We start from the raw sequence: 13,395 nt of genomic DNA on the forward strand, positions 1-13,395 counted from the left end.
TAAATGTATTCGGACAGGTCCTGAATTATCACAGAAGGGGCCTTAAGTTTTTAAGGGAAATATGGCATCATAGAGAAGTACGATTAGGAAGGGTAACAGACAGATAGGAGAATGAAGGATGGCACTAGACGGCATTGTCACGCGCGCGATCGTGCATGAGCTTCAAGCCTGCCGGGGCGCACGAATCAATAAAATATATCAACCGAACGATCGGGACATCGTGTTTCATATACGCACCCAGCAAGGAAACGCCAAGCTGCTGTTGTCCGCAAACCCCACGTATCCCAGGGTGCATCTGACGCAGGAAACGTTTCTCAATCCGGCCGAAGCGCCGATGTTTTGCATGATTCTGCGCAAGCATTGCGAGAGCGGCATCATCGAGGACATCCAGCAGGTGGGCATGGAGCGGATCATCCATATGACGATTCGCCAGCGCGACGAGCTCGGGGATGTTTCCTCCAAAAAAATCATCGTGGAGCTGATGGGCAGACACAGCAACATCATTCTGCTTGATCCCGCGAGTGATACCATACTGGACGGCATCAACCATGTGACGCCCGCCATCAGCAGCTACCGCGTGGTCATGCCGGGATTTTCCTACACGAATCCGCCGGAGCAGCATAAGCGGAATCCGCTCGAAACCGGGCAGGAAGCTTTCCGGGAGTCCTGTCTGGTGAACGAGGAGTCGGCGGTCTCATGGCTGGTCGGCGAATTCAGCGGCCTAAGCCCGCTGGCAGCGCAGGAAATTGCCCACCGTGCAGGAGAAGGCCATCCGGGGGGAAACGAAGGGGAAAAAGAAAAAGATTGCGGCAGCCTGTGGCGTGCATTCGATGAGGTGATGGGACAAGTCCGCAGCCATCAATATACGCCTGTTACAGGTGTCAATCCCAAGGGCAAATCGGTGTTCTCCGTCATACCGCTGACATTGCTTGCGGACGAGACCAGAACCTACGAATCGGTCAGCCAATGCATGGAGGATTATTACGGGGATAAGGCGCAGCGGGACACGGTTAAACAGAAGGTCAGCGACCTCCTCCGATTCCTGCAGAATGAACGGACCAAAAACATCAAGAAGCTGGATAATCTGAACAAAGATTTGGAGGAAGCCGGCGATGCCGATCGGTACCGGATTTTTGGCGAGCTTCTCTTCGCCTCGCTCCATCAGATTCAGAAGGGCGACCGCGAAGTCCAGCTGATCAACTTCTACGATGAAGAGCAGGCGGCCGTCACCATACCGCTGGATCCGCTCCTGACCCCATCGGACAATGCCCAGCGATATTTCAAAAAGTACAACAAGTACAAGAACAGCCTCGCGGTCATCAACGAACAGTTAATCAAAACCCGCGAAGAGATCAACTATATCGAGAATCTTCTGCAGCAGCTGTCGCATGCTTCCCTGAACGACATCGATGAAATCAGGGACGAATTGGTCCAGCAGGGATATTTAAGAGACCGCAGCCGCAAAACGAAGAAAAAGAAGAAAAACGACAAGCCGACGCTGCATGTCTATACTTCATCCGAAGGCGTCGAGCTCTATGTGGGCAAAAACAACCTTCAAAACGAATACGTGACCAACCGTCTCGCTTCCTCGAACGACACATGGCTGCACACAAAGGATATCCCGGGTTCCCATGTGGTCATCCGCAGCAGCGAGTACGGGGACGCGACGCTCCAGGAAGCGGCGCAGCTGGCGGCTTATTACAGTCAGGCCAAAGAATCCAGCAGCGTGCCCGTCGACTATACGCTCATTCGCCACGTCCGCAAGCCGAATGGAGCCAAGCCCGGCTTCGTCATCTACGACAATCAGAAAACGCTGTTCGTGACGCCGGACGAGCAGCTGATCAAGGCCATGCCCAATTCGGTAAAAAACAATCGCAATTAAAATGAACGGAAGACGCGGATAGTCTTCATTCAGCCAAAAAAACGGGTACCCCGGAAGGTCAAAATGACCATCCGAGGTACCCGTTTTTCTTACCGTTCCGTCCGTCTTAGGTTCTTGCCCGCGCCTGTTGAAGCCGGTCCAGCACCTGGGTGGATACCTGGCGGCTGCCGATATCCCCATGGAATACCTGGCCCTGCCTCTGTCCATGGTAATCCGATCCGGCGGTCACGATGAAGCCGTACTCCTCGGCCATCGCCAAGTAACGTTCCTCCTCCGATACCCCATGGTCCGAATGATAGACTTCGATCCCCTTGAACCCTGACTCTTCAATGACCGTTCTGACCAACGCATCATCGCCGTAGAGCCCGGGGTGCGCAAGCACCGGCACGCCGCCGGCTTCACGGATCCATTCGCAGGCTTCCTTGGGATGGATCCGCGGCTGCGGTACATAGGCAGCAGCACCCTGGGCGAGATACCGGTCGAAGGCATCCCGCAGATCCAGGGCATGTCCTTTATGGACCAGCGCATCCGCAATATGCGGGCGTCCGATGCTCTCATCGGGCTCCAGCGGCCGCCCCAATACCGCAATGACTTCCTCCATCGTAAGCTCGATGCCAAGCTCGCGAAGCTTAGCCAAGATCTTCTCATTGCGCTTCTCCCTCGTGCGGCGAAGCGCTGCCAGCCGCTCCAGAAACACGGGGTCCCGGTGATCGACGTAATAGCCCAGGACGTGAATATCCGTCCCGCCTGCCATGGTGCTGATTTCTACGCCGGGGACCACGATGATGTTCAAGCGCTCTCCCGCTTGCAGCGCTTCCTCGATGCCGGCTACGGTATCATGATCCGTAATGGCCAAAGCCCCCAGCCCACGCTCATAGGCAAGCTGTACGTTCTCCGAAGGCGTATTCATTCCATCCGAAGCCTGGGTGTGCGAATGAAGATCGCAGCCCTTTCGAGACGCGAGTTTATCCATGGCGTTCAATCTCCTTTCGTTGTATATACGGGTACGCTTGCATTAACGCCGTCGCTCTCTTAAATAGGCCAAAAACGTCATCGCCGACATCGGCAAGAGCGCCGACCGCAAATGAATGGAATAGAAATTCCGTTTAAATGACGCATCCGCGATATCGATCATTTTGACTAACCCGAGCGCCGTCTCGTGCTTAACCGTAGAGGTTGACAGCATCGTGATGCCGAGTCCTTCCTCTACCGCCGATTTGACCGCTCCCGTGCTCCCCAGCTCCATCACCGTCTGGATGCTCTCGGGATCGTGCCCCCGCTCCAGCAGCACGTCCTCCATGACCTTCCTGGTGCCGGAACCTTTCTCGCGCAGCACAAACGGATACGTCAGCACATCCTTCAAATATATCGCATCTTCCCTTTGCGCTAAAGGATGGCTGGAAGGAACGATCAGTTTCAGCTCATCCTCCATGACCGCATCCAGCACCATGTCCGGATGTTCCACCGGAGCCTCGATCAGTCCGAAGTTCAGTTGATGGCTTGCGATTTCCTCGAGAATCTGCGTAGTGTTCATCACTTTGAGCATTATCGATATGTCCGGGTACTCCCGGCCGAAGGGCCCCAGCAATCGCGGCAGCACATACTCCCCGATCGTCAGGCTTGCCCCGAGCTGCAGCCTTCCCTGAAGTTTGTTCGAGAACGCCGCCATGGCCGCGTCCGTGGCCTGCGACAGCTCCAGGCTCCTGCGGGCAAAGGGGAGCAGCGTCCTCCCGGCCTCGGATAACTCCATGCGCTTGGTGGAACGGATGAGCAGCTTTGTCCCAAAGTACTCCTCCAGCGCCTGCACCTGCATCGTCACGGCCGGCTGGCTCATATGAAGCGCTTGCGCAGCAGCGGAAAAACTTCCGCGCTCGGCCACCGTGTAAAAGATATGTAGCTGGTGAAAATTCATCGTTTCGGTTCCCCTCTCGCTGCCGCTCTTGTTTTATATTGTAACGGATCGCGGCAGCGCATACAAAAAAAGACATCCGCGCTTACGCTCGCATGCCATTTCATGACTTTATTTCTTTATTTACGCTTGCGGCTGTTCTTGATCAGCGTCATGCGGCGCGAATGACGAAGCCATGAGTAATAAGACTTCAGGTCCCGAAGCTCAATGGTTTCGGACATACGCCCCAAAAATGTTACAATGATCATCCGATGCAGTGGGTTGCCGATCAGATCGCGTTCGTGCTCCAGCTCCGAGAACTCCGCCACAACCACCAGGTCGTCGTCGATCAGATAGACATCCTGTTCGTTGCGGTAATACGGCACGATCCGGTCCTGCTTCAAGCACTCCCACATCCAAGTCCCGATTTCCTCGTGGGAGGTGTCATGGCCTTCCACCCGGTCCGTATAACGGCTCTTTGCATGATTGGTAATCACGATATCGGCTACCTTTTTATCATTTAACGTAATATAAAACGGCTCATAGGTGCTCCACCGCTCAGTCCCTTTGTCGCGCATGGAATATCACTCTCCACCAAATGGGTCTTTGTATCTATGTATATATACCCAACATATTACATCATTCCACTGTCATTCACAAGATTGAAACCTCGCTTCTTGTGAACAATCACCGAAAATTTAGAAATAGCTCTAATTGCATCCTGGTGCGGAAGGTGCAAATCCGGATGGAATGATGGGTCCCATTAAAATGTAAATTGTACCTTACTTATACTATTTTATCAAATGGCCTTCCGATTTATGCCAATCTATCGCCGCAAATCGAAATAATCTTTGGAAGTTCATGCGCGACATGCGAGGCTAATACTTTCCAAGGCTTTAAAAAAAGCGGCCCCAGAGGGGCCGCTTTACGCTTTTCTCGTATTCTTACAAGATACGCGATATGCGATTTGCACAGATTCTCGAGTAGGCACATCCTGCTAGGGACCGTAAAACTTGGCTTTATCCGGCCCCTTGCTGCTGTACTCTGTCTTAATCTCGTTCCGGTAGGAGCGCTCGATCTTACGAACGTAGGACAATCTCCGGATGTTCTTCATTGTCTCTTCGGCACGGTCAGCGTTGACGTACATGACAACGTAATGCATGCGGCGCGATATATAATGGACGCTGCCGTATTTCTCCAAATTCCTTGCTGCCTTAACATCGCTGACCCATATAATAAAACCCGTCCGTTCAGCCAACATCCTAAGCTCCTCGCCTCACTTTCGTCTCTATCTCTAATGTATGCCCGTTATCCGCACGAGCAGGCTCCTCCGCTGCCGCACCCCTTCTTCGGAAGAGGGTCATTGCCGGGAACCTTGATGCTCTCCGAAACCGAAAAAGCAATCCTTTCCGACATGGAATGCAGCAGATCGTCCAGATTCTTCTCCGCCTGCTTGAACCGGGCTACGGGCTCAAAAGCCTCCAGTTCCGCTTCCACCGCGGCTACTTCATCCTTGGCCGAATGGTAATTCGGGTGAAAGTGGCCGAACCGCTGCGTCTCTTCGAACAACTCCTTCTTCGATTCAAGCTTTCTGACCAAAGCCTGAATCATGGGGTCATTCTCAACTGCCTGCTTCCAATATAGATAATCCGCCACTTCGACGGAAGCATTAATCATGTCGCCTATTTCGTAGGCATAGGTGAGCACCTCGGCCATATCGACCGTGTTTATTTCCGATACGCTCATGAACTCATCCCGCTTTTCTATTAAATTTGGCCCGCGTGTTGATCGTGGACTCTTTCATCATAGCATAACGCTCGTATCTTAAGAAGGGGGAATTCAAACGCTTTTACGGAATCACAAGCCGCATTTCCCTCCATTCCCCTTCGCCTAACTCCACGATGGCTCCCGTCTTATCCGAATCCGGATCGTATAACGCACCCGAAATTTTCCACGGCTGACGCAGGATTTGAAATGGAATGAATTCCATGCGGCTCCCATCGACGGCAATCTCCAATTTGGCCGACAGCTCCAGCGCCTGCTCCATCATTTGTTTGGCCGTCGAGCCGTGGTAAGAGCGCCAATCCCGTGTCCACATGACAGGAATCCGGTTCAAATCGGGAATGACCGACGATGGATCCGGCAGGGTGTCATCAGGTTCAAGTGCAAGCTCGCTTCGTGCCGGGCGGATCAATCCGCAGGAGGGACGGCTGCGAGTCCCCCACTGCATAGGGTAACGGTCATTTCCATCAGTACCCGCAAGTTCCGTATCCTCTTCCGGAGGAGCCTCTTCATAGCGCAGCGACTCGTTCAGGCCTGCCCTGTCCATCTCCTTGCCCCATTGGTATAAAGCAGCTTGCACGTTCTCCGGCATTCCAGCGGCTGCATGTTTCGAGAAAAAGGCCGCGATTCCCTCCGGCTCCATTCCGGCTTTTGCCGCCTGCATCACCGAATCCCTTGTCAGGCGATAGACCGTCATCACATCATCCAAAATCCGCTCCGTGCAGCAAGCAGCTTGAAACTTAACGGAATTCGGCACATCGGGCGGTATCAAAATGTCAAAATCCGGCTGAATGAACAGACCCGATGATCCGGTATCGGCCCCTTCGCTTCCATCCAGCAAGGAGGAGGGGGCCACACGCCAGCGGAACAGGAACTGACCATCGTCATCGATGCCCAAATCGGTGTAACCGCAGCCGGTTAATAACCGGAGCCATGAAGCGGCTTCCTCCGGCAATAATTCTTTTCCGGTGGATGCACCTCCTTCCAAAGGCTCAGAGACTGCAGCGGGCATCTGCCAGGCGCGGTACCACACCCCGCCGGACAGCGACGAGTGACATATCCGCCAAGTCCAATGCTGAAACTCGGCCGAGTTCGGAATGTAGCGTTCCATCATGTGAAGAAGGACGGACCGGTCCATCGCTTCCCGGGAGAGCATGAGCCAACGCCGCAATGCGGTACGGTTCAGCTTCAATTCCCCCTGCTCTGCAACGACCAGCTCAAACATAAACAACAGATCCAACACCATCGCGACATGTGGAGGGTACGCATCCGCATGATCATAGTGAAGGGCGAGCCCTTCGACATCGTATGGCGTTAAGGCGATCTCGCCCCCCAGTTTCTGAATACATTTCTTATGCAAAATCCCTTTAGCGGTCAACGATACGCGGTTCTTGGCCATATATACGAGAACATTGAACATATCGATCGCTATGCCGCTTCTTGCCTCCTGCTGAAGCCTCACGGATGCGGGAGGCATGGAGCCTGTTTCAAGTGCCTCCACAGGACCACAGCCTTCTTGGAGGATCTGCAGCTTGTCAAAAGGAATGAAATACAGCCTCTCGCCCCAACCTCTCTTGACCGCTCGCACCCATCCTTGTTGTCTCAAGGAGATGAAGGCAAGCTGCGCCTCCACGCCGCTCAAGCGGGGAAATCGCAATGAGCGCAGCTTGTCGTCATCGAAACCCTGCCCGGCAAAGCGGCGCCAGATATGGTGGAGGACCGATCGCTCCTTCGGAAGAAGCCGTTCCAGGCCCATCGTGTCCGCCATGTCCTGCTGCCTCGTCATCTCCACGAGACCTCCTTCCCGTCGGGATGCTGATAGGAACGGGGATTTCGCATCGCGATCAGATCCAGGAAAGCCGCCGGCTGCTTTGCATGTATCGCGTGATATTCGTACCCCTGCTCAATCAGAAACAGCTGTCGCCGGATCGCAAAGATCTCCTCCCGGCTGTCCTCCGTTACCAATGCATAAAAATAAGCCCGATTCTCCCCTGACTTCGGCCGCAGCAAACGTCCAAGCCGCTGCGCTTCCTCCTGCCGCGAGCCGTAGCTGCCCGAAACCTCGATCGCTACGGAAGCATCGGGCAGATCGACCGCGAAGTTTGCCACTTTCGATACGACAAGCACGCGAACGTTTCCTTCCCTGAAGGCGTTATACCATTCGTTGCGCTGATCCTGGGTCATTTGTCCCGTGATGAGCGGGGCCTGCAGCTCCCTGGAAATGGCATGGAGCTGATCAAGGTATTGTCCAATGATGAGCGTCTGCGCATCCTTGTGGACATCCACGAGCTGCCGAATCACATCAAGTTTGGAGGGATTCTCGGCAGCCAGCCGATATTGCTCCCTTTTGCCGGCCGCCTCGCAGGCTTCTCTGATCTCGTCCGGCAGCGGCACCTTAATCTCCGTGCAGGTCACCGAAGCAATCCACCCTTGCGCCTCCAACCTTTTCCACGGCATTTCATATCGTTTGGGACCGATCAGGGAGAACACGTCGCTCTCCCTTCCATCCTCGCGAACCAAAGTGGCGGTCAGGCCAAGCCTGCGGGTCGCCTGGATGTCGGCCGTCGCGCGGAATACCGGTGCGGGAAGAAGATGAACCTCGTCATAAATGATCAAGCCCCAGCGCCGTTCATTAAACAGCTTCATATGCTGCTGCTCCTCCCCCTTGCCCTGCCGGTGGGTCAAGATGTGGTAGGTAGCGACCGTCACCGGCCTGACCTGTTTGCGCTGACCGGAGTATTCGCCGATTTCATCCACGGACAACGTCGTTTTCTGCATCAGCTCGGCGATCCACTGCCTTACCGACGTGGTATTGGAAGTGAGGATCAGCGTCTCGCATTGCAGCTCGCGCATGGCGGCGATGCCAATGACCGTTTTCCCGGCCCCGCATGGCAGGACCAGCACACCGTTGCCGCCTTCGCCGCCAATATCCCTGAAGGATTCGGCAGCCTTCTGTTGATAGTCGCGAAGCTCGAACCGCTGATCGTTGGATCCGCCGTTCGAATCTTCAAGGCGCTCGCTGCCCGATTTTTCTCCCCGCCAAAGAATGTTCAGGTATTGCCCGTCCATATATCCCGCGTGGTCCAGCACAGGATAGCCGAGCCGGGTCATCTCCTGCTTTAACACGCCGCGGCGGTCCGAAGGCACCTCTGCTTCCTTCGGCGAAATCAACCGGACGCCGATTTCCCTCAGGGAGCGATGGGACGTCAGCTCCTGCATCAGGGCTTCCTCATTGCAGGATAACAGCAATGCACGTTCAAACGTTGGATGCGAGAGCAGCGACAGCTGCCCATAACGCCCAACGAGCTGGCGAACCTCTTCCAGCAGGGCGGCCGGCACGTCCCAACGCGACAACGACTGAAGGCTCGAGCAAATGGCTTCAGCCGACATGCCCCCTGCAGCGGCGTTCCATAAAGATAAAGGGGTCAAGCGATATGTATGAAAAGACGCGGGACTTTTGATCAAATCGGCATATTGGGCTAGCTGCTCGCGCGCAGCCTCCGCATCCGCATGGGCGGTTTCAAGAAGTATGGTCCGATCGCGCTGGACGATGCAAGGCTTGTTGTGCACCCTTATTCCTCCTCGTGACATTCGGTCATCTTAAAAAAAAGAAGTCCACATCCATGTCCTGGATCTGAACTTCCCCTATGATCAATAGGATTTCCAAATAACGAGCGTTCATGCGCGAAGATTGCGATTTTGTGAAAGTCTATGCCCCGTTCTGATAGCTCGACACCATCTCGACCAGCAGCTTCGCCCCGTAGCGCATCGCATCTTCATCAAAGTCGAACATTGGATGATGATGCGGATAAATCGCCCCTTTGTCGGGGTTGCCGGCTCCAACGAAAATGAAGCAGCCCGGAATTTCCTTCAAGTAATAAGCGAAATCCTCCGCCGGCATCAGTTTGGGCGAGACGGTGACCTGATCCGCATCGAACACTCGGGGTGCCGTACGGAAAAATCGTGCGGTTTCCGCTTCATCGTTCACCACGGGTGGGTAGCCGACGAGATATCGAACCGCCGCCTTTGTGCCGTAGGTTTCGGAAACCGTCCGGGTCATATGCTCGATCCGCTCCCGGATCAACGCCCGGGTAGGTTCGTCAAACGTGCGAACCGTCCCCGTGATCCGGCAGGAGGAGGCTATGACGTTTTGCGCCGTTCCGGCCTGCATTGTCCCTACCGTAACGACGGCAGGCTGCAGCGGATCCACGGTGCGGCTTACGATGGTTTGAAGCTGCATGACAAGCGCAGCCCCCGCAACCAGGGCATCGGCCGTCACATGCGGCATGCCGCCATGCCCCCCGCGCCCCGTAATGTCAATGAAAAACTCATCCGCCGCCGCCATCAGCGGACCCGGCGCGCTCGCTGCGGTGCCTACAGGTAACGGCGTCCACAGGTGCAGACCGTAGACGACGTCGGCCCCATCGAGCGCCCCGTCCTTGATCATCTCCACCGCGCCGCCGGGGCATACTTCCTCCGCCGGCTGGAACATAAAACGAATCTCCCCCTGAATTTCTTCCGGGAACGTGCTGTAATATGCGGCGGCTCCAAGCAGCATGGAGGCATGCCCGTCATGCCCGCAAGCGTGCATCACTCCCTGCACCCTGGATTTGTATTCGCAGCTCTTGCCGTCCTCGATCGGCAGCGCATCCATGTCGGACCGCAGCACAACCGTCCTGCCGGGTTTATCCCCTTTTAATGTCCCTATAACTCCATGCCCGCCAACACCGGTCTTGACCGCAAGACCGAGCTCCTGCAGCCGGGCTGCTATAAATGCCGAAGTTTCCTTCTCCTGGAACGAAAGCTCCGGGTGCATATGTAAATGACGCCGCCACTCCACCATCCGTGGATACCATTGATCCCAAAATGCTTCCTTCATCAAGTTCATCATCCTTCCCCCGCTATTGGCGGCTCAATCGATCGCAAGAAAGCCGTGGAGTTTGCTCAGCAGCAGTCCGTGCCCAACCATGGCATCCATCCGGCCGCCCTCCTTGATCTTGCGATATACATCCCTGAGCGGGACCCACACCGCTCTAACGTCTTCGTCTTCCTCTTGATTCGACTCCCGGCTCCCGGACACCTTCAAATCGTCGGTGAAATAAAAATAAACGTTCCGGTTGGCCAGAGAAGCCATCGGATAAGCACTGCCCATGTAGGACAGGTCCTTGCACTGCACGCCTGCCTCTTCCTCAAGCTCCCGCTTAACGGCAAGCGCGCGTTCCTCGCCGGGCTTCACCGTTCCGCCGGGAAGCTCCCAGGTGATCTCATTCACCGCTTCCCGATGCTGGCATACCAGTAGCAGGCACCCTTGATGGACGGCCACAACCGCTGCCGAATCCGGAATCCGGTCGATCACGACGATTTCCTTCTGCCCGTTTTCTTCCACTGCATAATACTCCGTGCGGTAAACGACACGGTTCATAGGCCGTATCCACCCTTCGCTTGAATTGAAGTCCTATGAATATATAACCACTAGGATGGAAAGCGTACATTTCACAGCGTTTTCACTTGCATTTATTTTAACAGAAAAGAAGAATGCTTGCCGTTATCAAAATCTTATCTGGATAAATGGTCTCAATTGAAGCGTGACGGGCGGTACAGGCTTGCACAAGTTCTTGAAACATACTATCATATTAAAGAACTTTGCAAGGACTATTAAGGGGGTTACGACCACATGATTTTCGAAAATACAGGCTTGGACGGATTGCACAGCGATTTAGCTTACCTCGATGAATGTGCCGAGAAAGTAGGCTTCATTCGTTGGCAGTGGGAATACTACCGCGCTACATACGACTTGAAAATCGAAGATAAAAAAAATCAGGCTGAATACTTCCTGCGCATTAACACCCGCGCTGTTGAAGGCAAGCTGGAGAAACCCGACACCATTCTCAAAATCGAAGCGGTATACCTTGGCAAAGCCACGTTCCCGCACGGTCTCGAGTATGAATCCATGGCTCCGCAGCCTGTCATGAATGTGGCCACCAAGAAGCTTCAAGAGCTCAAAGCTCTTCTGGAAGCGTAAGGTCGAACACGATGAATACGACCAAACCTCAGCCGAAGAGAGGGACGCCTGATTTCCAACTGCTGATCCTTACCTTGCTGTTGGTGGGATTCGGACTGATCATGGTGTTCAGTTCCAGCTCCAGCTTGGCCGTTTTCAATGAAAAATTCAATAACGATCCGCTGCACTTCACGAAGCGGCAAGCCGCGTTTGCGGTTCTGGGCACGTTTGTCATGTTTGTGGCCATGAACATCAACTATAAGAAATACAAGAAGCTATTCATACCGGTGTTTTTTCTAACCTTGATGCTGCTGATTCTTGTGGTGATTATCGGTTCCGCAACCAACGGCGCCACAAGCTGGTTTAATTTGGGGAAATTCGGCATCCAGCCGACCGAACTGGCCAAAATCGCGACCATCGTCTATCTGGCAGCGCTGATCACCAAAAAAGGGGAACGAATCCGTCAATGGAAGGGCGGTTTCTTCCCCGTACTCATTATTGTAGGGATCGTAGCGGGCCTGATCATGCTTCAACCCGACCTGGGCTCCTGCTTCATCCTCGTGGCTACCAGCGGGCTGTTGATTTATGCGGGGGGCGCCAGCCTTAAGCATATTCTCGGCTGTATCTCGCTTGTTGCGCTTGGCCTGGTACTCACGCTCGGCGTCGGATCGCTCTTCAACTCCGGCGGAGATCAGGAGCAGGCCTCCAAGAACTACAAGATGGGACGAATCGAGGCATTCATGGACCCGTTCCATGACGAATCGGACACGGGCTACAATCTGGTCCAATCGCTGATTGCCATCGGCCAGGGCGGCGTTACCGGAGCGGGTTACGGGGAGAGCGTGCAGAAGCTGCATTATCTGCCGAATCCGTACAACGATTTCATCTTCTCGGTCATCGGCGAAGAATTCGGTTTTATCGGAACCGCGATATTCCTGCTGCTCTATTTATACTTCATCCTGCGGGGGATCATCGTGTCGCTTCGCTGCTCGGATCCGTTCGGAACCTTGACCGGCGTCGGCATCATGGGACTTATCGCCATTCAGGCCTTCATCAACATCGGCGGGGTGACCAATACCATTCCGATTACGGGCGTTACCCTCCCGTTCATCAGTTACGGCGGTTCCTCGCTGCTGGTCATGATGCTCAGCATGGGCATCGTGCTTAGCATATCCAGGGACAGCAACCGTCCGATGAAAGAGGAGCAGGTTAAATCCGTAATTAAAAAAGACTACCGGGCAACCGTGTAGTCTTTTTTGTTCATTTTTTTCATTATTAGCGGGGGCTGATCCCCCAAGGTTCGTCTTATTTGGCTCGAAGCTGAATATCGTCGATTTCGTCGTCTTTGAAAGCTACACCTTCGACCTTCACGTTGACCTCAACCACGCGAAGCCCTGTCATGCTCTCGACAGCTTCGCGGACATTCTGTTGAAGCATGCGGCACACTTCATGTATAGGCGTCTCGTAAAGCACGATAATCCGCAGGTCGATCGCTGCCTCCAGCTGCCCTACTTCTACCGTAACACCCTTTTGCACATTTTTGCCGCTCAGCCGCTTCGCCCAGCCCTCGGACAATCCACCGGACATGGCTGCAATACCTGGGGTTTCCAAGGCAGCCAATCCGGCAATTTTCGAGACGACATCATCCGATATTCGAATCAAACCGTTATCCAGTTGAAGTTGTTCCGTCATGCCATTTCCTCCTTCACCTCATTATCCGTTATTGTAAATGGTAACGGGCCTAAAAAGCAAATGCTCGCTTCTGAAAAGAACGATAATTTTTCGAAAAATTTGGGTATATTGTAAAAAGCGATACGAGAATCGTCGTTTTCGCTCGCAAGT

The 13,395-nt window shown here is 54.1% G+C and carries 13 protein-coding genes; 3 read left to right on the plus strand and 10 right to left on the minus strand.

Going from position 1 to position 13,395, the window contains the following annotated elements:
- Positions 1-118: 118 nt before the first annotated feature.
- The gene (locus JNUCC32_RS15655) at positions 119-1,882 is read left to right on the plus strand and encodes an Rqc2 family fibronectin-binding protein (RefSeq protein WP_192569168.1); all 1,764 of its coding nucleotides are present in this window, start codon (positions 119-121) and stop codon (positions 1,880-1,882) included.
- 106 nt (positions 1,883-1,988) lie between these two features.
- On the opposite strand, the gene JNUCC32_RS15660 is transcribed toward JNUCC32_RS15655, so the two are convergent.
- From JNUCC32_RS15660 to JNUCC32_RS15700, 9 genes are all read right to left on the minus strand, one after another.
- A complete protein-coding gene (locus tag JNUCC32_RS15660) occupies positions 1,989-2,855 on the minus strand; it encodes a PHP domain-containing protein (protein WP_192569169.1) in 867 nt (288 codons plus the stop codon).
- A 42-nt stretch (positions 2,856-2,897) separates the two neighbouring features.
- Positions 2,898-3,794, minus strand: a complete 897-nt coding sequence (locus JNUCC32_RS15665; protein WP_015734323.1) for a selenium metabolism-associated LysR family transcriptional regulator — start codon at positions 3,792-3,794, stop codon at positions 2,898-2,900.
- Between the two features lie 116 nt (positions 3,795-3,910).
- Positions 3,911-4,348, minus strand: a complete 438-nt coding sequence (locus JNUCC32_RS15670; RefSeq protein ID WP_009589660.1) for a hypothetical protein — start codon at positions 4,346-4,348, stop codon at positions 3,911-3,913.
- Positions 4,349-4,767: 419 nt separating this feature from the next.
- Positions 4,768-5,031: a YlbG family protein gene (locus JNUCC32_RS15675; RefSeq protein WP_006209210.1), complete on the minus strand. Its 264-nt coding sequence runs from the start codon at positions 5,029-5,031 to the stop codon at positions 4,768-4,770.
- Between the two features lie 47 nt (positions 5,032-5,078).
- Positions 5,079-5,516, minus strand: a complete 438-nt coding sequence (locus tag JNUCC32_RS15680) for a YlbF/YmcA family competence regulator (RefSeq protein ID WP_009589694.1) — start codon at positions 5,514-5,516, stop codon at positions 5,079-5,081.
- Between the two features lie 103 nt (positions 5,517-5,619).
- Positions 5,620-7,338 carry a helicase-associated domain-containing protein gene (locus JNUCC32_RS15685; protein ID WP_192569170.1) on the minus strand — a complete coding sequence of 573 codons (1,719 nt, stop codon included), beginning with the start codon at positions 7,336-7,338 and terminating at the stop codon, positions 5,620-5,622.
- The gene (locus JNUCC32_RS15690) at positions 7,335-9,122 is read right to left on the minus strand and encodes a DNA repair helicase XPB (protein WP_192569171.1); all 1,788 of its coding nucleotides are present in this window, start codon (positions 9,120-9,122) and stop codon (positions 7,335-7,337) included. The genes JNUCC32_RS15685 and JNUCC32_RS15690 overlap by 4 nt, the downstream gene beginning before the upstream one ends.
- A 139-nt stretch (positions 9,123-9,261) precedes the next feature.
- Entirely contained in the window at positions 9,262-10,440 is a 1,179-nt protein-coding gene (locus JNUCC32_RS15695; protein WP_192572679.1) for a M20 family metallopeptidase, read from the minus strand.
- A gap of 24 nt (positions 10,441-10,464) precedes the next feature.
- On the minus strand, positions 10,465-10,974 hold the full coding sequence (locus tag JNUCC32_RS15700) for an NUDIX hydrolase (RefSeq protein ID WP_036665923.1): 510 nt from the start codon (positions 10,972-10,974) through the stop codon (positions 10,465-10,467).
- 252 nt (positions 10,975-11,226) lie between these two features.
- On the opposite strand from JNUCC32_RS15700, the gene JNUCC32_RS15705 reads away from it, so the two are divergent.
- Together JNUCC32_RS15705 and ftsW are read left to right on the plus strand one after the other, a co-directional pair.
- Positions 11,227-11,574, plus strand: a complete 348-nt coding sequence (locus tag JNUCC32_RS15705; protein WP_009589628.1) for a YugN family protein — start codon at positions 11,227-11,229, stop codon at positions 11,572-11,574.
- A gap of 11 nt (positions 11,575-11,585) precedes the next feature.
- A complete protein-coding gene (ftsW, locus tag JNUCC32_RS15710) occupies positions 11,586-12,803 on the plus strand; it encodes a putative lipid II flippase FtsW (protein ID WP_009589615.1) in 1,218 nt (405 codons plus the stop codon).
- Between the two features lie 55 nt (positions 12,804-12,858).
- On the opposite strand, the gene JNUCC32_RS15715 is transcribed toward ftsW, so the two are convergent.
- Positions 12,859-13,245, minus strand: a complete 387-nt coding sequence (locus JNUCC32_RS15715) for an Asp23/Gls24 family envelope stress response protein (protein ID WP_009589611.1) — start codon at positions 13,243-13,245, stop codon at positions 12,859-12,861.
- Between the last annotated feature and the right edge of the window lie 150 nt (positions 13,246-13,395).

This window comes from Paenibacillus sp. JNUCC32 (assembly GCF_014863545.1).
Classification (GTDB): domain Bacteria; phylum Bacillota; class Bacilli; order Paenibacillales; family Paenibacillaceae; genus Paenibacillus_AQ; species Paenibacillus_AQ lautus_A.